At 61.3% G+C, this 20,063-nt stretch carries 18 protein-coding genes; 13 read left to right on the plus strand and 5 right to left on the minus strand.

The annotated features are described in order from the left end of the window. Positions 1 to 30: 30 nt before the first annotated feature. Positions 31 to 594 (plus strand): DedA family protein, encoded by a 564-nt coding sequence (locus tag FHU12_RS14880; RefSeq protein ID WP_141970257.1) that lies wholly within the window; start codon positions 31 to 33, stop codon positions 592 to 594. Positions 595 to 610: 16 nt separating this feature from the next. Here FHU12_RS14880 and FHU12_RS14885 read toward each other — a convergent pair whose 3' ends face one another. After that, the gene (locus FHU12_RS14885; RefSeq protein WP_141970259.1) at positions 611 to 1,504 is read right to left on the minus strand and encodes a LysR family transcriptional regulator; all 894 of its coding nucleotides are present in this window, start codon (positions 1,502 to 1,504) and stop codon (positions 611 to 613) included. 113 nt (positions 1,505 to 1,617) lie between these two features. Here FHU12_RS14885 and FHU12_RS14890 point away from each other — a divergent pair, with 113 nt between their 5' ends. Further along, positions 1,618 to 2,055, plus strand: coding sequence for a PACE efflux transporter (locus FHU12_RS14890; RefSeq protein WP_141970261.1), 438 nt, complete (start codon positions 1,618 to 1,620; stop codon positions 2,053 to 2,055). A 437-nt stretch (positions 2,056 to 2,492) separates the two neighbouring features. Next, entirely contained in the window at positions 2,493 to 3,959 is a 1,467-nt protein-coding gene (gene ansP, locus FHU12_RS14895) for an L-asparagine permease (RefSeq protein WP_141970263.1), read from the plus strand. A 37-nt stretch (positions 3,960 to 3,996) separates the two neighbouring features. Here ansP and FHU12_RS14900 read toward each other — a convergent pair whose 3' ends face one another. Next, on the minus strand, positions 3,997 to 4,776 hold the full coding sequence (locus FHU12_RS14900; protein WP_141970265.1) for a HalD/BesD family halogenase: 780 nt from the start codon (positions 4,774 to 4,776) through the stop codon (positions 3,997 to 3,999). Between the two features lie 116 nt (positions 4,777 to 4,892). Between FHU12_RS14900 and FHU12_RS14905 the strand changes: the two genes are divergently transcribed. Both FHU12_RS14905 and FHU12_RS14910 read left to right on the plus strand, forming a co-directional pair. After that, a complete protein-coding gene (locus FHU12_RS14905; protein WP_141970268.1) occupies positions 4,893 to 5,792 on the plus strand; it encodes a LysR substrate-binding domain-containing protein in 900 nt (299 codons plus the stop codon). 197 nt (positions 5,793 to 5,989) lie between these two features. After that, on the plus strand, positions 5,990 to 7,810 hold the full coding sequence (locus FHU12_RS14910; protein ID WP_141970270.1) for a putative phage tail protein: 1,821 nt from the start codon (positions 5,990 to 5,992) through the stop codon (positions 7,808 to 7,810). Between the two features lie 32 nt (positions 7,811 to 7,842). On the opposite strand, the gene FHU12_RS14915 is transcribed toward FHU12_RS14910, so the two are convergent. Further along, on the minus strand, positions 7,843 to 8,595 hold the full coding sequence (locus tag FHU12_RS14915; RefSeq protein WP_141970272.1) for an SDR family NAD(P)-dependent oxidoreductase: 753 nt from the start codon (positions 8,593 to 8,595) through the stop codon (positions 7,843 to 7,845). Positions 8,596 to 8,746: 151 nt separating this feature from the next. Here FHU12_RS14915 and FHU12_RS14920 point away from each other — a divergent pair, with 151 nt between their 5' ends. The 8 genes from FHU12_RS14920 (at position 8,747) to FHU12_RS14955 (ending at position 17,940) form a co-directional block, all read left to right on the plus strand. After that, positions 8,747 to 9,511: an arylamine N-acetyltransferase family protein gene (locus FHU12_RS14920; RefSeq protein WP_141970274.1), complete on the plus strand. Its 765-nt coding sequence runs from the start codon at positions 8,747 to 8,749 to the stop codon at positions 9,509 to 9,511. 123 nt (positions 9,512 to 9,634) lie between these two features. Next, the gene (locus FHU12_RS14925; RefSeq protein ID WP_141970276.1) at positions 9,635 to 10,264 is read left to right on the plus strand and encodes a response regulator transcription factor; all 630 of its coding nucleotides are present in this window, start codon (positions 9,635 to 9,637) and stop codon (positions 10,262 to 10,264) included. Further along, positions 10,264 to 11,805, plus strand: a complete 1,542-nt coding sequence (locus tag FHU12_RS14930; protein WP_141970279.1) for an MASE1 domain-containing sensor histidine kinase — start codon at positions 10,264 to 10,266, stop codon at positions 11,803 to 11,805. Before FHU12_RS14925 ends, FHU12_RS14930 begins: the two co-directional genes overlap by 1 nt. Positions 11,806 to 11,865: 60 nt before the next feature. Next, a complete protein-coding gene (gene uhpC / locus FHU12_RS14935) occupies positions 11,866 to 13,194 on the plus strand; it encodes an MFS transporter family glucose-6-phosphate receptor UhpC (RefSeq protein ID WP_260440781.1) in 1,329 nt (442 codons plus the stop codon). Further along, a complete protein-coding gene (locus FHU12_RS14940; protein WP_141970283.1) occupies positions 13,191 to 14,222 on the plus strand; it encodes an ABC transporter substrate-binding protein in 1,032 nt (343 codons plus the stop codon). Before uhpC ends, FHU12_RS14940 begins: the two co-directional genes overlap by 4 nt. Positions 14,223 to 14,289: 67 nt before the next feature. After that, positions 14,290 to 16,368: an ABC transporter permease gene (locus FHU12_RS14945; protein WP_141970284.1), complete on the plus strand. Its 2,079-nt coding sequence runs from the start codon at positions 14,290 to 14,292 to the stop codon at positions 16,366 to 16,368. An 11-nt stretch (positions 16,369 to 16,379) separates the two neighbouring features. Then, positions 16,380 to 17,426, plus strand: a complete 1,047-nt coding sequence (fbpC, locus tag FHU12_RS14950) for a ferric ABC transporter ATP-binding protein (protein WP_141970286.1) — start codon at positions 16,380 to 16,382, stop codon at positions 17,424 to 17,426. 247 nt (positions 17,427 to 17,673) lie between these two features. Continuing rightward, the gene (locus FHU12_RS14955; RefSeq protein ID WP_004939738.1) at positions 17,674 to 17,940 is read left to right on the plus strand and encodes a hypothetical protein; all 267 of its coding nucleotides are present in this window, start codon (positions 17,674 to 17,676) and stop codon (positions 17,938 to 17,940) included. A 41-nt stretch (positions 17,941 to 17,981) separates the two neighbouring features. On the opposite strand, the gene dusC is transcribed toward FHU12_RS14955, so the two are convergent. Then, positions 17,982 to 18,914, minus strand: a complete 933-nt coding sequence (gene dusC, locus FHU12_RS14960; protein ID WP_141970289.1) for a tRNA dihydrouridine(16) synthase DusC — start codon at positions 18,912 to 18,914, stop codon at positions 17,982 to 17,984. Positions 18,915 to 18,998: 84 nt separating this feature from the next. Continuing rightward, positions 18,999 to 19,958 (minus strand): D-2-hydroxyacid dehydrogenase family protein, encoded by a 960-nt coding sequence (locus tag FHU12_RS14965; RefSeq protein ID WP_141970291.1) that lies wholly within the window; start codon positions 19,956 to 19,958, stop codon positions 18,999 to 19,001. Positions 19,959 to 20,063: the final 105 nt, after the last annotated feature.

The following is a 20,063-nucleotide window of genomic DNA, read 5'->3' on the forward strand; positions in this document are numbered from 1 at the left end:
CTTATGCGTCAGTCACATAAGGAGTAAGGAATGACCGATTTGGCCCACTACATTACGGACTACGGTTACTGGGCGTTGTTTATCGGCTGCCTGGCTGAGGGAGAAACCATCACGCTGCTGGGCGGCATCGCCGCCCACGAAGGGCTGCTGCACTGGCCGTGGGTGATAGCCGTGGTGGCGCTCGGCGGCACGCTGGGGGATCAGCTGCTGTACTTCGCCGGCCGCCGGTTCGAAGGCAGGGTCATCGCGCGGCTCAAGGGGCAGGAAAAGCGCATCGCGCGCGCCAGAAGGCTGATCGCTCGCCACCCGATGCTGTTCGTTATCGGGGTGCGCTTTATGTACGGTTTCCGCATCATCGGCCCGGTACTGATCGGCGCCAGCCGCTTGCCGCCGTCGCGCTTTGTGCCGCTCAACCTCCTCGGCGCCATTCTGTGGGCCACAATCTTCGTCATGCTCGGCTATTTCGGCGGCCAGGCGATCGAAAGTTTCGTTACCGGCTTCGACAAAAAACTCTCCAGCCTGCTGTTTGTCGCGCTGGCGATCGCCACCATCCTGCTGGTGCGCTTCTGGTGGCGCAAACGCCACGCGGAATAAGCCAGCGCGCCTGGCATCAGCTTTCCTGCGGCGCCGCGCGCATCAGCTCGACCAGTTCGCGCGCCGCCTTGTCCAACGGGCGGTTCTTCAGCCAGATCAAATGCATCGGCAAGCGCAGCTCGTTCTTGGTATTTTTGAATTTCAGCCGCACCAGCCGCCCCTGCGCCAACAGCGGCTCGGCCAGCGACAGCGGGAAATTGCCCCACCCCAGCCCCGCCTCCACCATGTTTAGCGCCATCGGCAGGCTGTCGGTGCGCCAATACGCCTCCGCCACCTGCGGACGCAGATCGCCGATCGGCAGATCGCGGCTGGCCACCATGATCTGCCGCACGTTGACCAGATCTTCGAGAAACAGCTCACCCGCCGCGCCGTCCAGCGCCGGATGCTGCGGCGACAGCATCGCCACCAGCGATTCCGCGCCGACGAAGTGGAACTGTTCCGCGCTGTTGATGTTCAGCCCGCCGAACGCCAGACAAACGCCGATGCGCTCCTGATGCAGCATGTGCAGCACGTCGTCCTGCGGTGCGCTGAGCACTTCGATGTTCAGCAGCGGATAACGCTGCGACAGCGTTTTCACCGCCGCCAGCAGGCCGGCGCCGTTGATATCCGACGCCACGCCGATCGAAAGCCGGCTCTCCAGCCCCTGGGACAGTTCGATGGCATGCACCTGCAGCTGCTTGAGCTGCCCGGCGATCAGGCGGGCGTGCGGCGCCAGAGCCAGTGCCAGCGCGGTCGGCGTCGGTTCACGGTGAGAACGGTCAAACAAGGCAAAGTCGAGCTCCGCCTCCATGTTGGCGATGCCCATGCTGACGGCGGACGGCACGCGCCGCAACGCGCGGGCGGCGGCGGAAAACGAGCCGCGGTCGAGCACCGCCAAAAACAGTTCGATGTTGTCGCTGGAAAAATTCATCGTCCAATCTGTCAGATTAACTGACAGCTCCTGACTTTTTCTATCAATGTGATTGACGTTATCTTAGCCGCCGTCGCCACAGAGGCAACTAAAAACAGATTCGGGAGAAAACGATGCAAGGCGTCAAACGCAAACTGGTGTATGTCACCGCTTATGAAATCATCGGCATGGCGATCTCGGCGCTGGGGCTGGCGCTGCTATCGGGCCATGCGCCAAGCAGCACCGGGCCGCTGGCGGTGGTGATCACCACCATCGCGGTAAGCTGGAACTTTATTTACAACTATGTATTCGAGTGGTGGGAAAGCCGCCAGGTGTCGCGCACCCGCACGCTCAAACGCCGCATTTTGCACGCCGTCGGCTTTCAGCTGACGCTGGTGGTGTATCTGATCCCGCTGATCGCTTGGTGGATGGGCATCACGCTGTGGCAGGCGCTGCTGCTGGATATGGCGCTGATCGTCATCATTCCTTGCTACACCTTCCTGTTTAACTGGGCGTTCGACAAGCTGTTCGGCCTGCCGGCTTCGGCTCTGCCGGCCGGTGAATCCGCCTAAGCCTCCCCCTCGTCCGATTCGCCTGCGCACGCTCATTGCCGCGCAGGCGCCATCGTTTTATTTTCCGCCCGCTTTCCCCCCTCACGCGAAATAACCTCAAAATCCCTTTAGTTTGCACGGTAATTATTATTCTGTGATTTCAATCACTTTTATCGTTCGATATTTCCGTGTTGATAATGAGACTCATCTTACTGAATAATATGCGCTTTTGTTTTCAGTTTAAAAAATACACACCATTGTTCACACTTTGTACGCAGGTTTTTTTGCCACATTTATCGGGAAACGGTAGCATGCCACGCCGTTATTTAACGGCGGCTGTATACACAATAAACAGCGGAATGATGCTACGACCTCATTCTCATTACGATTGCTGATGGCAATCGTTTGCCCTGCAGCTCAGGGCGGAGTTCATCATAGACAGGTAAACAGGACGGATAATGCACTCACAAAAAAAGTCGGCGGATGACAAACACGCCGCCAGACGACGCTGGCTAGACTCCCATGAATCCGGTTATCACAAAAGCATGGGTAACCGGCAGATCCAAATGATCGCCATCGGCGGTTCGATCGGCACCGGCTTGTTCCTCGGTACCGGCGGCCGCCTCGAACTGGCCGGGCCGGCGCTGGCGCTGGTCTATCTGGTGTGCGGGATCTTCTCTTTCTTCATCCTGCGCGCGCTGGGCGAACTGGTGCTGCATCGCCCTTCCAGCGGCAGCTTCGTTTCTTACGCCCGCGAGTTTCTCGGTGAGAAAGCCTCTTACGTCGCCGGCTGGATGTATTTCCTCAACTGGGCGATGACCGGTATCGTCGACATCACCGCAGTGGCGCTGTACATGCACTACTGGGGCACCTTTGCCGACGTGCCGCAGTGGCTGTTCGCCCTCGGCGCGCTCGGTATCGTCGCCACCATGAACATGATCGGCGTGAAGTGGTTCGCCGAGATGGAGTTCTGGTTTGCGCTGATCAAGGTCGTCGCCATCGCGCTGTTCCTGATTGTCGGCGTCGTCTTCCTCGGCACCGGCACGCCGGTTGCCGGCCACACCACCGGCATGCACCTGATCACCGAAAACGGCGGCATGTTCCCGCACGGCCTGCTGCCGGCGTTGGTGCTGGTGCAAGGGGTGATCTTCGCCTTCGCCGGCATCGAGCTGATCGGCACCGCCGCCGGCGAGTGTAAAGATCCGGCTAAAATGATGCCCAAAGCGATCAACAGCGTGATCTGGCGTATCGGCCTGTTCTACGTCGGCTCCGTGGTGCTGCTGGTGCTGCTGCTGCCGTGGAACGCCTATCAGGCCGGCCAAAGCCCGTTCGTCACCTTCTTCAGCAAGCTGGGCGTGCCTTACATCGGCACCATCATGAACATCGTGGTGTTGACCGCCGCGCTGTCCAGCCTTAACTCCGGCCTCTACTCCACCGGCCGTATCCTGCGCTCGCTGGCGATGGGCGGCTCCGCGCCGAAGCTGATGGCCAAAATGAGCAGCCAGCAGGTGCCTTACGCCGGCATCCTGGTTACCTGCGGCATCTACGTGATCGGCGTGGTGCTCAACTACCTGGTACCGTCGCGGGTATTCGAGATCGTGCTGAACATCGCTTCGCTGGGCATCATCGCCTCCTGGGCATTTATCATCGTTTGCCAGATGCGCCTGCGCAAAGCCGTGCGCGAAGGCCGCGCGCAGCCGGTCTCGTTCAGAATGCCTGGCGCGCCGTTCACCTCCTGGCTGACGCTGGCGTTCCTGCTGATCGTGGTGGTGATGATGGCGTTCGACTACCCGAACGGCACCTGGACCATCGCCACTATTCCGGTGCTGGCGGTGTTGCTGACGCTGGGCTGGTTCGGCCTGCGCAAGCGCGCGCAGGAAGTGAAGCGGGAGCAGCAGGCTCACGAAGAGCAGAACCCGCACTGAATCGACAAACCGCCCTCCGGGGCGGTTTTTTTATCCGCTATAACCGGCCGTAAAACGTCATTCTGGCGCTTTCCGACAGCATGACATCCGGCTGCGCATTGTAGGCCAGCACCACCAGCATGCGCGTGGTGTCGCCTTCGGTCGGCGTCACCCGGTGCATGGCGTTGCGCCCGCGAAACAGCACCAAATCCCCCTCCTCAATCGCCAGCTGTTTGACCGCCCGCTCGCCGTCCAGCACCTGCGTGACCCCGGCATAGTTCATCTCGCCGCGATCGGCGTCGCGCAGGTTCTCCACGTACTCGAAACGCCCGCCCGCCGCCGGTTTCTGGATCAGTAGCGTGATGGCGAACGACGAGTTGTCGAAGTGCCAGCCCAGCTCCTGGCCGGTGTGGGCGTAATGCAGGTTGATCGACGACAGCCGATCGGCGTAAGGGTACAGCTGCGCCTCATCCAGCACCGCACAGAGGAACGCGCGAAACGCCGGAGCGTCGTACAGCGCACGCAGCGGCGACTGCGGCGGAATATCTTCTTCGGTAATGCAGCCTTTGGATGACACCACCAGCCGGTTGCGCGCATGATCGGCCGGCAGCGCGTCGTCCTGCGGCCGCAGATACACGTTGTGTTTGCTGGTGGCGTAAAACGCCGCGTGGTGCTGTTCGGCGCCTTCCAACCGCACCGTCGCCAGCGCGGCGGCGCGCAGAAATCCCGGCAGTACTAACGCACCGCTGCGCTCCAGCGTTTGCCGGCAACGGGCGCGGAACGCGGCGTCGTCGATGGGATGGGAGGACAGATCGATAATATCGGCAAGTTGCGGCATGACATTCCCCTCGTGTGCGATAGCCGGATGCCTCTCACTGTAGCGAATGGCGCATTGCCGCCATAACAAAAATACGTTATGGATAAGCTAACCAATTCTTAGCGATAGCCCTGCCCATGCACTCACCGTCCCGCGCGCGTTTGCCCAAGCTGAGCGCCATTCTGGCGTTCGAAACCGCCGCCCGCACCGGCAGCCTGGCCCGCGCGGCGGATACGCTGGCGCTGACCGCCGCCGCCATCAGCCAGCAGATCCGCCAGCTCGAACAGCATCTGGGCATCACGCTGTTCATTCGCGCCAAAAGCGGCGTCACGCTGACCGAACAGGGCGCGGACTACCTGGCCTACGTGCAGGAGGCGTTCGAAACGCTGCGCGTGGCGCAGCAGCACGTCGAGCGCCAGCGCGGCAAACAGGCGCTGACGGTGTTCGCCCTGCCGGCGTTGGCCTCCAAGTGGCTGAACCCGGCGCTGGGCGATTGGCTGGCGCAGTGCCCCGACGGCGATCTGCGGCTGCACGCCACCCATGCGGCGGTCGATTTCGCCCATTCGGCGGCGGACTTCGCCCTGTGCTTCGGCGATCAGGATTACCCGCTGCTGGAAAAGGTGCAGCTGTTTCAGGATCGGGTGCAGCCGGTGTGCAGCCCGGCGCTGCGCGAGTGCGGCGACTGGACGCAGCTGCCGCTGATCCACGTCGACTGGGGCAAGGAGAGCCAGTTTTTGCCGGGCTGGCACGAGTGGTTCACCGCCGCCGATCGGCCGCCGCCGCCGCGGCGCGGGCTAACCTATAACCTGACGTCACTGGCCATCGACGCCGCCGTGCAAGGGCGCGGGGTGCTACTCGGCCAGCGGCGGCTGATCGCCCGTGAACTGGCGGAAGGCCAGCTGGTCACCCTGGCCGAACCGGCGCTGCCGCTCAGCAAACCCTACTACGTAGTTTACCCGCCGCGCACGCTGGAAAAACCCGGCGCAGCGGCGTTTCTGGCCTGGTTGCAAACCCTCGTATCTACAGACCAAACCTGAACCCCGGCGGCGATGTTTGCTGGCGTCAGGCACAACCCTGAACGCTTAAGCCTCTCACCTCAGCCTGTTAATTTATCTCTGCCGACCGGGATCGCGAACCGATTCACCCTTCGGCCACAATGCCATTTCCCTATGCCGCCGCCCCTGCAATCGCCATATTGCATCGGCCTCTTATTGTCCAAAACGAGGGCTATTCCATGATTTCATTAAATGATTACGCCAACCTGCGCAGCTATGCCGGTAGCGAGACCGCGGTGATGCTCGAAAACCGCTACCATCACGGCGTATTTACCCGAGACGATGCGGATACCACCAGCCAGGACAACGGCGTCACCCTGCTCGTCGACGCGCAAAACCGTCGCTGGAAGCGCATCATCAATGACGGCGATTACAGCATCGATTGGTGGCACCTGCCGGGCGATGAACTGGATTACTCGCTGACCATTACCCGCGCGTGCAACTTCTTGCAGGTCAAAGGCGAAGAGTGGTGGCAGTTGCCTATCCCAACGACCCCGGCGGGGATTACTCTGGTTGGCCCCGGCGGCGTTCGCTCTTGTAAAACCACCGCCAACCTGAAGCTGTGGAAAAACGCCGTCGATTTTAAGGGCACCATTCTGGACTTCAGCGGCGCCACCAACATCGAGTGCGTACGCGTGCAATATTCGCTGGGAGCGCCGGCGATTTATAACCTGCGCATCGTGGGTGCCCCTGGCGCGGCGGCCAACCTGCGCGGCCTGTGCGTCTACAGCGATGCCTCAAACATGCACGGCCTGCCTGCCTGCCAACTGCTGGTGCAAAACGTCTGGCTGACCAACCTGTATAAAGGCATTGTCTTTGGCAATAACGCCTATATTCAGAGCTGGCACAGCATCATGGTGCGCGGCTGTTTCTGGCCGATCTGGTCTGAAACCACCGCTAACGCCGGCGAAAAAATCGTCTTCTACAAATGCCTGTTCGGCGACAGCAGAAACTATTATCAGGGGGTACATGCCCTGGCCTTCCGCGATTGTTCGTTCGACTACAGCGGCTTTAGCAATGAAACCGAACAGTTGGCCAATACCGACTATGGTTTGTTCGACCTTAAAGGCGGCACGCTGGACTTCAAAAATTGCCACTTCGAGTGGGGCAACGCCAATTGCCGCAACTACCGGCCGGTCTTTACCAGCAACAACGGCGGTACGGTAAAAATCAAAGACAGCCAATGGCACAGCGTGATGACCAACAACACCGATGCCGGCAGCAGCGTGCCCTACCAATACGTCGAGTATTTCTTCTTCGATAAGTCCAGCGATCTGAGCGGAAAATGCTATATCGACGGTTTCGATCTGGTGAACGCAGACATTAAAAAAGGCTGGTCCAACAACCACATCGAGATGAAAAAGATCGTCGCACCCGGTTACGTCAACATGTGGCGCCTGCTCTATCTGGGCGATGGCGTCAACCATCTGCCGGAGCCGAGCTGGAAAGAAAGCGGCGCGCTGGCGTTGAATAACGTCTACGCCTTCGGCGGCGCACGTCTCTCGCAAACGGCGACCGCCGATCTGGCGGTAACGCTGCAAAACGGCGTGCTGACCGCCACCACCAAAACGGCGACGACGGCGGACAAACGCGTCGAGATCTACTTCCCGATCGCGAAAAACGATCTGGTGCTGTGGCGTGCCACGTTGGCCAACCTGAAAGGCCAGAACAGCCTTGATGTCACCATCAGCACCTACCAAGGCAAATATGCCCTGAGCGGCGATGCCGGCGTCACCCCCCTGCTGGAAAAAGCCTGTCAGTGGGCCCGCACCGGCACGGTAACGCCGGCCGCGTCGGCAACGATGACCTCGGATCGCATTACCGCGCTCGACGTTGCCGAGTATTTGCCGCTGCCTGAGGGCTACGTCAATTACGCCCGCATCGCCATCGTGCTGAAAAACTTTACCGGCAGCGCCGCTCAGCCCACCTCGGTGGACATCACCCAACTGCTGTGTCAAAAGATCGATATCGTCTCACGCAACCCACATAAATCCTGGTAACCACACAGGCCCCGCAAGGGGTCTGTTTGCCATTAACGTGCGGTATAACCGCCGTCGATACTGTAGAACGCGCCGGTGGTGAAACTGCTGTCGTCCGAAAGCAGGAAGGCCACCGTTTTCGCCACCTCTTCGCGCGTCGCCATTCTCCCCATCGGGTGCGAAGCGGCCATTTGCGCCCGCGCCGACGCCGGCAGTGCCCCCATCGCCGGCGTATCCACATAGCCCGGCCCGACGGCGTTGACGCGCACGCCGCGCGTGGCGAATTCCAGCGCCGCCGAGCGCGTCAGGCCCAGCACGCCATGTTTGGCGGCAGTATAGGGCGCGATCCCGGCAATGCCCACCACCCCGTTGGCGGAAGAGAGGTTCACCACCGCCCCGCCGCCGCCGGCGACGATCGCCGGCAGGCCGTACTTCATGCCGAAAAACGTGCCGCTCAGGCAGGTGGCGATCACCTCATGCCAATCGTCGACCGCGTACCGATCGATACCCACCTCGTGCGGGCCGGTGATCCCGGCGTTGTTGACCAGCAGATGCAGCGCGCCGCAGCGCCGCACTATCTCTTCAATACCCTGCTGCATCGACTGCGCATCGCGCACGTCCATCCGCAACGTCATCACCCGTCGGCCGTCGGGATCGAGCCGCGCGGCGGCGGCGGCGAGAGGCGCCGCGTGGCGGCCGGTCATCACCACCGTGGCTCCGCGCCGAAACAGCTCGGCGGCGATCGCTTCACCGATGCCGGTGGAAGCGCCGGTCACCAGCGCCACCCGATGTTTGAAATCTTGCATAGCCGTTCTCCTGCAATGTTGAACTCCGGGGAACAGGCTAGCGCCGACCAGTGACAGTTTGCGGCAGCAGCGACAGCGCAGCACGTAATGCGCTCACAAAAGCCGCAAAGCCCGCTATTTTATGCCTACTTTTTCTCATGCGAGACACCCTGTGGATACCCAACGCTACCTGCAGCATATCGGCTTTACCGGCGGCGCCCGCCCTGACCTCCCCACGTTGCAACAGCTGCACCATCGCCACATGCTGAGCGTCCCGTTCGAGAACCTGAGCATTATTTATCATCAGGGTATTCAGCTGGCGCCGGAGGCGCTGTTCAGCAAGGTGGTCGAGCGTAACCGCGGCGGTTTTTGTTATGAGCTGAACACGCTGTTCGCCCTGCTGCTGCGGGAGCTCGGCTTCAAGGTGAGCTTCATCTCCGGCGAGATCCGCGCGCGCGACGGCCATTTCGGCCCGCGCTACGACCATCTGGCGCTGCGGGTGGATCTGGCGGGCCAGGCCTGGCTGGTGGACGTCGGTTTCGGCGATTCCTTCCTGACGCCGCTGAAGATCGTCGTCGCCGAGCCGCAACCGCAGGCCAGCGGCACCTTCCACCTGGAGCGGGAAGGCGAGTATTACCTGCTGGAGCGCCGCAACGGCGACCAGCGTTCGCATGCCAAAACGCTGTATCGCTTTACCGTTCAGCCGCGCGAATTGCATGAGTTCGACGAGATGTGCCACTTCCACAGCACCTCGCCGCAATCGCACTTCACCCAACGCCTGGTATGTTCACGGCCGACGGACCACGGCCGGGTCACCCTCAGCGACATGAAGCTGATCGTGACCGAAGATCACCAGCGCCACGAAACGACGTTGCATTCGGAAGAGGAACGCCGCGCCGCGCTGTGGCAGCATTTCGCCATCGATTTGGATCGTTGACGGCGCCGGCGGCGCCCTTTTATTACGATTCTGTTACACCGATTGCATAACCGCGCTTGGCTGATTGCCAGCACCGCGGCGGCAGGCATCATAGGGCCATGATTCGGCAACAGAGTGCGAAAAATGATCCGTGTGATACTGGTGGATGACCATGTGGTGGTGCGCTCCGGCTTTGCGCAGTTGCTCAGCCTCGAGGACGATCTCGACGTGGTGGGGCAATACAGCAGCGCGGCGGCGGCCTGGCCGGCATTGCTGCGCGACGACGTCAGCGTCGCGGTGATGGACATCGCCATGCCGGATGAAAACGGCCTGAGCCTGTTGAAACGCCTGCGGGCGCAGAAGCCGCAGTTCCGCGCGATCATCCTCAGCATCTATGACTCCCCCACCTTCGTGCAAAGCGCGCTGGACGCCGGCGCCAGCGGCTATCTGACCAAACGCTGCGGGCCGGAAGAGCTGGTGCAGGCGGTGCGTTCCGTCGATATGGGCGGCCATTACCTGTGTGCCGACGCGCTGCGGGCGCTGCGTGGCGGCGAGCAGCCGGCTACGGCGCTGGAAGGGCTGACCCCGCGCGAGCGCGAAATTTTCGATCTGCTGGTCAGAGGCGACAGCGTAAAGGAGATCGCTTTCAAGCTCGAGCTCAGTCATAAAACGGTGCATGTACATCGCGCCAACGTCCTGGGCAAGCTGCAGTGCAACAGCACCATCGAGCTGGTGCATTTCGCCCTCGATCATCAGTTGCTGGCGGGGCATTGATGGCTCCGCGCTTCCGGCCCTGGGTTATCTCGCTGTTTATCCTGTTGGCCTGGGGCAGCGGCTGGCTGGCGCTGTGGACGCTCGGTTTCTATCTGACCCACAACGGCAATCAGGCGGCGCTGTTTCTGCCGCACGGCGTCTATCTCGCGCTGCTGATCCTGCTGGCGCGCCGCTATTGGCCCGCCTTGTTGGTACCTCCGGTGCTGCTGCTGCTTTGGCTGCACGGCGAGCGCCTGCTGAGCGGCTACGGTCTGCTGGCCGCGCCGTTTATCACCCTGCTTCCGGCTGCGGTCGCGCAACGATTCTGGCACCGCTTTCCGCTCTACTGGCAGCGGCTGACGCTGCTGCTGGCCACCGTAACCGCCGCCTCGCTGCTCAATACCGCCCTGCTTTCGCCTTTCGCGCACAGCCCGGCGATGCTGCTCGGCCTGGCGTCGTTTACCGGCGGCGTCTTGCTGACACCGTTCGTCTACCTGATCTTTGAATTTCTGCGCCAGCAGCACCGTTACCACCTGCTGGGGCTGGACACCACCAACCCGCCGCTGCGCGCGTCCTTAATCATCTGGTGCAGCCTGTTTTTCGTTATCGGCATCGGCACCCAGATGGTGCTGTCGCCGGAAATCGAACGCCTGCTGCTGATCGTGGTGTTCTTGCCGAACGTGGTGATGGCGTGGAAGTTCGGTTGGCAGGGCGGCGTGCTGTCCGGCCTGCTCGGCAGCATGATGATCACCCTCGCCCGGCAGGTCGGCGTGGGGTTCGGCAATCTGGTCGAGCTGGAAATCTTTCTGGCGACGCAGGCGCTGCTCGGTATCGGCCTGGGCATCGCCATCAGCCGCCAGCAGCACCTGGCGCAAAACCTGCACCACTATCGTCGACGCCTGGAAGAAGAGCTGGCGGCACGGCGGGCGCTGACCGAAAAACTGATCCACACCGAAGAAGACACGCGGAAAAACCTGGCGCGCGAGCTGCACGATGAAATCGGCCAGAACATCACCGCGATTCAAATCCAGTCGCAGCTGGTCAAACGGGCGCACGATCCGGCGCAAACCCAGGCCGCCGCGCACCAGATAAGCGAGCTCGCCCGGCGCATTCATCACTCCACGCGCCAGCTGCTGCGCCAGCTTCGCCCGCCCGCGCTGGACGAGCTGGCGTTCAAAGACGCGCTTCACCACCTGCTGAGCGAATTCGCCTTTAGCGAACGGGGCATCCGCTGCCGTTTCGACTACCGACTCATCGACACGCCCGCCGGCGAGACGGTGCGCTTCACCCTCTACCGGCTGCTGCAAGAGCTGCTCAACAACGTGTGCAAACACGCCGAAGCCAGCGAAGTCGCCATCGTCTTGTATCAACAGGGGGCGCTTTTGCACCTCGAGGTGCGGGACAACGGCATCGGCATCCGTGCGGACAAGGTGCCCGGCTTCGGCATTCAGGGGATGCGCGAACGGGTCAGCGCACTCGGCGGCGAACTGACGCTGGAAACGCAGCGCGGTACCCGGGTAATTGTTAACCTGCCCACAAATTTGCAACAAACCGCCGACTAACTAGGAAAAAGTCTTAGCCACTCCGGACTTTCTCTCATCCCCTTTCCCTTTCATCTTCTTATAGTCACCACCAGGGAGGCGGCTATGCAGGCACGCTCGGCATCTGAAATCGATCATCGTTACCGCGCGCTGCGCCCGCGACTGCTGCTGTACATGGTCATCGGGTACGCCGCCTTTTACCTGACGCGCAAAAGCGTGAATTACGTGTTGCCGGCGCTGCAAACGGATTTGGGGCTGGACAAAGGGGACATCGGCCTGCTCGGCTCGCTGTTTTACCTGAGCTACGGCCTGTCGAAATTCGCCGCCGGATTGTGGCACGACGGCCATGGGCAGCGCAGGTTTATGGGGATCGGCCTGTTCGCCACCGGTTTGCTGAACGTGGCGTTCGCCTTCGGCGAATCGCTGACGCTGCTGCTGGCGGTCTGGGCGCTGAACGGCTTCTTTCAGGGCTGGGGCTGGCCGCCCTGCGCGCGGCTGCTGACCCATTGGTATTCACGCAACGAACGCGGCTTCTGGTGGGGCTGCTGGAATATGTCGATCAACCTCGGCGGCGCGATCGTGCCGTTGATCAGCGCCTTCGCCGCCCAGCGCTGGGGCTGGCAGGCGGCGATGTTGATCCCGGGCGCCGTCAGCATGGTGCTGGGCATCTGGCTCACGCGGCGGCTGACAGGCACGCCGCAGGAAGAAGGCCTGCCGTCGGTCGGCCAGTGGCGCCACGATCCGCTGGAGCTGCGCCAGGAACAGCACAGCCCGCCGATGGGGCTGTGGCAGATGTTGCGCACCACGATGCTGAAGAACCCGATGATCTGGCTGCTCGGCGTCTCTTACGTGCTGGTCTACCTGATCCGCATCGCGTTGAACGACTGGGGCAATCTCTGGTTGACGGAAAGCCACGGCGTCAACCTGCTTAGCGCTAACGCGACGGTGATGCTGTTCGAGATAGGCGGCCTGCTCGGCGCGCTGTTCGCCGGCTGGGGCTCGGATGTGCTGTTCGGCGGGCAGCGCGCGCCGATGATTTTGCTGTTCACGCTCGGGCTGATGGTTTCCGTCGCCGCGCTGTGGCTGGCGCCGGTGCATCACTACGCGCTGCTGGCGGGCTGTTTCTTTACGGTGGGCTTTTTTGTCTTCGGCCCGCAGATGCTGATTGGCCTTGCCGCCGTGGAATGCGGGCACAAAGGCGCAGCGGGCTCCATCACCGGTTTTCTCGGCCTGTTCGCCTACCTGGGGGCAGCGCTGGCGGGCTGGCCGCTGTCGCGGGTCATCGAAGGCTATGGCTGGTCAGGCATGTTCAGTTTGCTGTCGATCGCCGCCGTTCTTATGGGTTTATTGCTGATGCCGCTGCTGATGGCGAGCGTTACCACCTCTACCGAGAGAAGGATAAAACAATGAAAAAAACGTGGGTCACTACCCTGATAGCGTCCGGCATCGCGCTGGCCACGCTGAGCGGCGCCGCGCACGCCAAGGGCCGCCTGGTGGTTTACTGCAGCGCCACCAATGAAATGTGCGAAGCGGAGACCAAAGCCTTCGGCGAGAAATATGACGTGAAAACCTCGTTCATCCGCAACGGCTCCGGCAGCACGCTGGCAAAAGTGGACGCCGAGAAGAAAAACCCGCAGGCGGACGTCTGGTACGGCGGCACGCTCGATCCGCAATCCCAGGCCGGTGAAATGGGGCTGCTGCAGCCGTACACATCGCCGAACCTCGAACAGGTGATGCAACAATTCCGCGACCCGGCGAAGCTGAAAGGCAACTACTCCTCGGCGGTCTACGTCGGCATCCTCGGCTTTGGCGTCAATACCCAGCGCCTGAAAGAGAAAAACCTGCCGGTGCCCAAGTGCTGGAAAGACCTGACCAAACCGGAGTACAAAGGCGAGATTCAAATCGCCGATCCGCAAAGCTCCGGCACTGCCTACACCGCGCTGGCGACCTTTGCCCAGCTGTGGGGAGACGATCAGGCCTTCGATTACCTCAAGCAGCTGAACGCCAACGTCTCGCAGTACACCAAGTCCGGCATTGCCCCGGCGCGCAACGCCGCCCGCGGCGAAACGGCGATCGGCATCGGTTTCCTGCATGACTACTCGCTCGAAAAAGAACAGGGCGCGCCGCTTGAGCTGATCTCGCCTTGTGAAGGCACCGGCTACGAAATCGGCGGCGTCAGCATCCTCAAAGGCGCACGTAACCTCGACAACGCCAAGCTGTTTGTGGATTGGGTGCTGTCGAAAGAGGCGCAGGAACTGGCATGGCAGAAAGGCAAGTCCTATCAGATCCTGACCAACACCACCGCCGCTACCTCGCCGAACTCGCTGAAGCTCGACGACCTGAAGCTGATCAACTACGACATGGACAAGTACGGCTCGACCGAGGTCCGCAAGGCGCTGATCAATAAATGGGTCAGCGAAGTCAAGATGGGTAAATAAGCCCACATTCTGCGCCTGTTGCCGGGTAAGCCTCACGCCTTACCCGGCCTGAACATCCGGGAAACTTATGTCACATACACATGCACTCCATCTCGTGAAAAAACGAGATGCGATATTCCTTTGGGTTTTGCTTGGCTGGCTGGCGTTCGCCCTGCTGCCGAGCTGGAGCCTGGATTACGGCCTGCTGGAATCCACCGGCGATGAAATCCTCGCGGCCTACGGCTGGTCACACCGCAATATCAGCTGGCTTTGGTGCCTGTTGCCAAGCCTGTTGCTGCTTCGCCCCTACGCCGCGGCGGGCGGTGAACGGCGGCGGCGGCACGCGTTCGATGCCGGCTGGGCGCTGCTGTGCATGGCCTTTATCGTCGTCAGCGCCACGGTGGCGGGACGCGGTTTAGGCTACGCCACCCTGGTGCAATTGACCGCGCTGGGCGCCATCATGACGCTGGCGCTGACCCGCCTCGAATGGCTGGGCGGCGACCGTTTCGTTATCGGTGCGCTGGTCACCATCGTGGCGCTGATCGGCGTCTTTATCGTCTGGCCGAGCATCGCGATTTTCATTCCGATGTTCACCGACCAGGCGGGGGCGTTCGCGCCGCTGGCGTTTATGAACGTGCTGTCGCAGGCGCATATCGTTCAGGTGATCCTCAACTCCATCGCCCTGTCGATCGCGGTCGGCGCCGGCTGCACCTTCTTCGGCCTGGTGCTGGCGATTTACACCACTCGCATCGCCAAGCGCAGCGCCATTATCGGCCGCATCTTCTCCATCCTGCCCATCGTCACGCCGCCGTTCGTCGTCGGCCTGGGCGTCACGCTGATGATGGGGCGCTCCGGCTACGTCACCGAGTGGATGGTGGCCTGGTTCGGCCTGACCAACACCAACTGGCTGTACGGCTTTACCGGCATCTGGCTGGCGCAGGTGCTGGCGTTCACGCCGATGGCGTTCATGATCCTCGACGGCGCGATCAAGACCATTCATCCTTCGTTGGAAGAGGCCTCCTACACCCTGCGCGCCAGCCGTTGGCAAACCTTTAACGGCGTGTTCGTGCCGCTGCTGAAACCGGCGCTGGCCAACGCGTTTCTGATCGTGGTGGTGCAATCGCTGGCCGACTTCAGCAACCCGCTGGTGCTCGGCGGCAACTTCGACGTGCTGGCGACGCAAATCTATTTCTACATCACCGGCTCGCAGCTCGACTATCAGGCCGCCAGCACCCTCGGCGCCTTCCTGCTGCTGTTCTCGCTGCTGGTGTTCTGCATCCAGTACCTGTGGATCGGCAAGCGTTCCTACGTCACCGTGTCCGGCAAATCCTACCGCGGCGACGTACAGCCGCTGCCGGTCACGCTGGTGTGGGGCGTGATCGCGTTGCTGGCGGTGTGGGTAGCCTTTAACGCCCTGCTCTACGGCAGCATTTTCTACGGCAGCTTCACCGTCAACTGGGGGGTGGATTACACGCTGACGCTGGATAACTTCATCAAGCTGTTCGGCCAGAGCATGAGCGACGGCGCGTGGCCTTCGCTGCTCGACACGCTGCTGTACGCCGGGATCGCCGCGCCGATCACCGCCGCCTTCGGCCTGCTGATCGCCTGGATCGTGGTGCGCCAGCAGTTCAGGGGCAAAAAGACCATCGAGTTCACCACCATGCTGTGCTTTGCGGTGCCGGGCACCGTGGCGGGCGTCTCTTACATTCTCGCCTTCAACAGCGCGCCGGTGTACCTCACCGGGACGGCCGCCATCGTGATTATCTCGATGGTGATGCGCAACGTGCCGGTAGGCATTCGCGCCGGGATCGCCGGGCTGGGCCAGATAGACAAATCGCTGGACGAAGCCTCGCTCAGCCTGCGCGCCGGCTCACTGCGCACCATCACGCACATCCTGCTGCCGCTGCTGCGCCCGGCGATCCTGTCGGCGCTGATCTACAGCTTCGTGCGCGCCATCACTACCGTCAGCGCCATCGTTTTCCTGGTGACGCCCGATACCCGCGTGGCCACCGCCTACATCCTCAACCGCGTGGAAGACGGCGAATACGGCGTGGCGATCGCCTACGGTTCAATTCTGATCGTGGTGATGCTGGCGATTATTTTCCTCTTTGACTGGCTGATCGGCGAGGCACGCATCTCCCGTTCAAAAGCCAAAAACCAGGCGTAATGGAGCCCATGATGAGCCAGAAAAATTTCGTTGAACTGCGTAACGTCTCCAAACGGTTCGGCAGCAACACGGTGATCGATAACATCACGCTCACCATCCCACGGGGGCAAATGGTGACGCTGCTCGGCCCTTCCGGCTGCGGCAAGACCACCATTTTGCGCCTGGTCGCCGGGCTGGAAAAGCCGAGTGACGGGCAGATATTCATTGATGGTGAAGACGTGACCCATCGTTCCATCCAGCAGCGTGACATCTGCATGGTGTTTCAGTCTTATGCCCTGTTCCCGCATATGTCGCTGGGAGAAAACGTCGGCTATGGGCTGAAGATGCTCGGCATTCCGCGCGCCGAAGTGAAAGCGCGCGTGCAGGAAGCGCTGGCGATGGTGGATCTGGCGGGGTTCGACGATCGCTATGTCGATCAGATCTCCGGCGGCCAACAGCAGCGCGTGGCGCTGGCGCGCGCGCTGATCCTCAAGCCGAAAGTGCTGCTGTTCGACGAGCCGTTGAGCAACCTCGACGCCAACCTGCGCCGCAGCATGCGCGAAAAGATCCGCGAGCTGCAAAAGCAGTTTGATATCACTTCGCTGTACGTCACCCACGATCAGAGCGAGGCTTTCGCGGTCTCAGACACCGTACTGGTGATGAACAAAGGGCATATCATGCAGATGGGTTCGCCGCAGGATCTCTATCGGCAGCCGGCGTCGCGCTTTATGGCGAGTTTTATGGGGGACGCCAACCTGTTCCCGGCCGGCTTCAGCGCCGATCATGTCGATATCAGCGGCTATCGCCTGCCGCGCCCCGCCCACTTTGCCACCCAAGGCGCCGGCACGGTGGGCGTGCGGCCGGAAGCGATCACGCTGAGCGAGCACGGCGAGGAAAGCCAGCGCTGCGTGATCCAACATGTCGCCTACATGGGGCCGCAGTATGAAGTGACGGTGGCATGGCACGGGCAGCAGATTTTGCTGCAGGTTAACGCCACCCGCCTGCAGCCCAACGTCGGCGAGCAGTATTATCTGGAAATACACCCCTACGGCATGTTTATGCTGGCGGATGCGGCATAATAAGCATCACCCTTAAGCGTTAGAATAACGGCCATCTCGCGTGGGATGGCCGTAAATAACCGCCATAAAAAACCGTATTTATCTATTTTTACAATTCTATCCAAGTCCTTGTTCAGCCGAGAAATAAATATATCCGCATTCATTAAAAAATAACCACCAAAGCCACTGAGGGTGATATTTTTATTTAGATAGGGTAAGCTTAATCCCGCAGTCGAAATTATTTAACGGCCAACTCAAGGAGAAATTCATGAGCAACAATGCAAACGCACAGGCGCAGCTGGATAATTTACGTAACGTCGCTTCCCAGCTGAAGGAAATGCGCCACTATGCGCAGGCGAATACCGAGACGCTCTCCGCACACTGGCTGGCCTTCGATCAGGGTGAATGCAAAAATAAGGCGTTCGCCGAAGCCATTAACGACCTGTTGAATAAACAGGGTGCCTGCCTGGAAGGGCTGGAAAAAACCATTCAGGATATCGAGATAGAATTAAATCGTCTCGACAAAGCTGCCTGATAATACCGATTTAAATAAACCCGCCGCGTGCGGGTTTATTTTTAGCTACGGCAGATAACGCGCGCAATATCCCCTGACGTCGTCAGCGCGCGTATTTCGCTGAACAGTTCGGTGGCTTCATCATATTCTTTGCGTAAATAGCCCAGCCACTGTTTGATGCGCGCCACGTGATACAGGCCGGTGTCGCCCTGCTTTTCCAGGTGGACGTATTTTTGCAGCAGCTCAACCACCTGCGGCCAGGGCATGCGCGGTTCGTTATACTTCACCACCCGGCTCAGGTTCGGCACGTTGAGCGCGCCGCGCCCCAGCATGATGGCGTCGCAGCCGGTCGTCTGCAGGCAATCCTGCGCGCTCTGGTGATCCCAGATCTCGCCGTTGGCGATCACCGGGATGCTCAGCCGCTGACGGATCTCGCCGATCGCCGCCCAGTTGATGCGATCCGCCTTGTAGCCGTCCTCTTTGGTGCGGCCGTGCACCGTCAGCTCACTGGCGCCCGCCTGCTGCACCGCATCGGCGATTTCAAAGCTGCGGTTGGAGGAGTCCCAGCCCAGACGCACCTTCACCGTGACCGGCAGATGGGCCGGCACCGCCGCGCGCATCGCTTTGGCGCCCTGGTAGATCAATTCCGGATCTTTAAGCAGCGTCGCCCCGCCGCCGCTGCCGTTCACCAGCTTGGACGGGCAGCCGCAGTTGAGATCGACGCCGTAAGAGCCCAGTTCCACCGCGCGCGCGGCGTTCTCCGCCAGCCACTGCGGGTACTGCCCCAACAGCTGTACCCGCACCAGCGTGCCCGACGGCGTGCGGCTGGCGTGACGCAGCTCCGGGCACAGCCGGTAGAACGACTTGGCCGGCAGCAGCTGATCGACCACGCGCAAAAATTCGGTGATGCACAGATCGTAGTCGTTCACGTCGGTGAGCAACTCACGCACCAAAGAGTCGAGAACGCCCTCCATCGGAGCCAATAATACGCGCATGACCAATCCCAGCTAAAAAAAGACCCGCAATGATACGGGTGAATGCCCGCGCCAGACAAGCCTCTGCGGGCATTAAAAATGCCGTCAGCCCAGCCGGCGAATCGGTTGACCGGCGAGGAACGCCGCTATGTCCTCGACCGCCTCGGTGAAGTAGGCGCGGTAGTTGTCGTCCGCCACGTAACCCACATGCGGCGTCGCCAGCACGTTGGGCAACTGACGAAACGCATCGTCGGCCGGCAGCGGCTCCGTCTCGAACACATCCAGCCCGGCGCCGGCAATCTTCCGCTGTTGCAGCACGTCCACCAGCGCCGCCCGATCGACGATCCCCGCGCGCGCGGTGTTGATCAGGTAAGCGGTGGGTTTCATCGCCGTCAATTCGTCACGCCCCACCAGCCCACGGCTGCGATCGCTCAGCACCAGGTGAATGGAAACAAAATCGCTCTGCTCGAACAGCGCCCGCTTGGACGGCGCCAGCAAAGCGCCCTCCTGCGCCGCCCGTTCCGCCGTCAGGTTCTGGCTCCAGGCCAACACCCGCATGCCGAACGCCTGCGCCACCTTGGCCATTTGGCCGCCGATCTTGCCCAATCCCAGCAGCCCCAGCGTCTTGCCCTGCAGGGTGACGCCGAGATCCCGCTGCCACGGGCCGTTGTTTTGCAGCCCGACGCTTTCCGGCACGATATGCTTCGCCAGCCCGAGCAGCAGCGCCCAGGTCAGCTCCATCGGTGCCGCCGATCCGCTGCTGGTGCCGCATACCACCACACCGCGCTCGGCGGCGGCGGCCAAATCGATAGACGCGTTGCGCATGCCGGAGGTGATCAGCAGCTTCAGCTTCGGCAGCCGCGCCAGCAGCGAGGCGGTCATCGGCGTGCGTTCGCGCATGATGACCAGAATGTCGCACTCCTGCAGATGCACCGCCAGCTCCGTCTCATCGGTAAAGTGCGCGCTGATGGCGGACACCTCCACCCGATCGGCCAGCGCCGACCAGTCCGCCATCTTGAGCGCCACCTGCTGGTAATCATCGAGAATTGCGCACTTCAATTTCATCTCCGTCTCCTGGAATGTAGGGTTAGCCACCGTCCAGCCTAGTACGAAAATGCCGTTCCGCCAGGCAAAAAAAAAAGCCGCCCGTATCGGCGGCTTACTCTTTGA

Source organism: Serratia marcescens (assembly GCF_006715005.1).
Lineage (GTDB): Bacteria > Pseudomonadota > Gammaproteobacteria > Enterobacterales > Enterobacteriaceae > Serratia > Serratia montpellierensis.

Bases quoted from the DNA above. Each gene is read 5' to 3' on its own strand.
- FHU12_RS14940 (WP_141970283.1), top strand. From the start codon at position 13,191: ATGAAAAAAACGTGGGTCACTACCCTGATAGCGTCCGGCATCGCGCTG.
- FHU12_RS14890 (WP_141970261.1), top strand. From the start codon at position 1,618: ATGCAAGGCGTCAAACGCAAACTGGTGTATGTCACCGCTTATGAAATC.
- FHU12_RS14925 (WP_141970276.1), top strand. From the start codon at position 9,635: ATGATCCGTGTGATACTGGTGGATGACCATGTGGTGGTGCGCTCCGGC.
- FHU12_RS14910 (WP_141970270.1), top strand. From the start codon at position 5,990: ATGATTTCATTAAATGATTACGCCAACCTGCGCAGCTATGCCGGTAGC.
- FHU12_RS14965 (WP_141970291.1), bottom strand. From the start codon at position 19,958: ATGAAATTGAAGTGCGCAATTCTCGATGATTACCAGCAGGTGGCGCTC.
- dusC (WP_141970289.1), bottom strand. From the start codon at position 18,914: ATGCGCGTATTATTGGCTCCGATGGAGGGCGTTCTCGACTCTTTGGTG.
- fbpC (WP_141970286.1), top strand. From the start codon at position 16,380: ATGAGCCAGAAAAATTTCGTTGAACTGCGTAACGTCTCCAAACGGTTC.
- FHU12_RS14905 (WP_141970268.1), top strand. From the start codon at position 4,893: ATGCACTCACCGTCCCGCGCGCGTTTGCCCAAGCTGAGCGCCATTCTG.
- ansP (WP_141970263.1), top strand. From the start codon at position 2,493: ATGCACTCACAAAAAAAGTCGGCGGATGACAAACACGCCGCCAGACGA.
- FHU12_RS14930 (WP_141970279.1), top strand. From the start codon at position 10,264: ATGGCTCCGCGCTTCCGGCCCTGGGTTATCTCGCTGTTTATCCTGTTG.
- FHU12_RS14880 (WP_141970257.1), top strand. From the start codon at position 31: ATGACCGATTTGGCCCACTACATTACGGACTACGGTTACTGGGCGTTG.
- FHU12_RS14900 (WP_141970265.1), bottom strand. From the start codon at position 4,776: ATGCCGCAACTTGCCGATATTATCGATCTGTCCTCCCATCCCATCGAC.
- FHU12_RS14955 (WP_004939738.1), top strand. From the start codon at position 17,674: ATGAGCAACAATGCAAACGCACAGGCGCAGCTGGATAATTTACGTAAC.
- FHU12_RS14885 (WP_141970259.1), bottom strand. From the start codon at position 1,504: ATGAATTTTTCCAGCGACAACATCGAACTGTTTTTGGCGGTGCTCGAC.
- FHU12_RS14945 (WP_141970284.1), top strand. From the start codon at position 14,290: ATGTCACATACACATGCACTCCATCTCGTGAAAAAACGAGATGCGATA.
- FHU12_RS14915 (WP_141970272.1), bottom strand. From the start codon at position 8,595: ATGCAAGATTTCAAACATCGGGTGGCGCTGGTGACCGGCGCTTCCACC.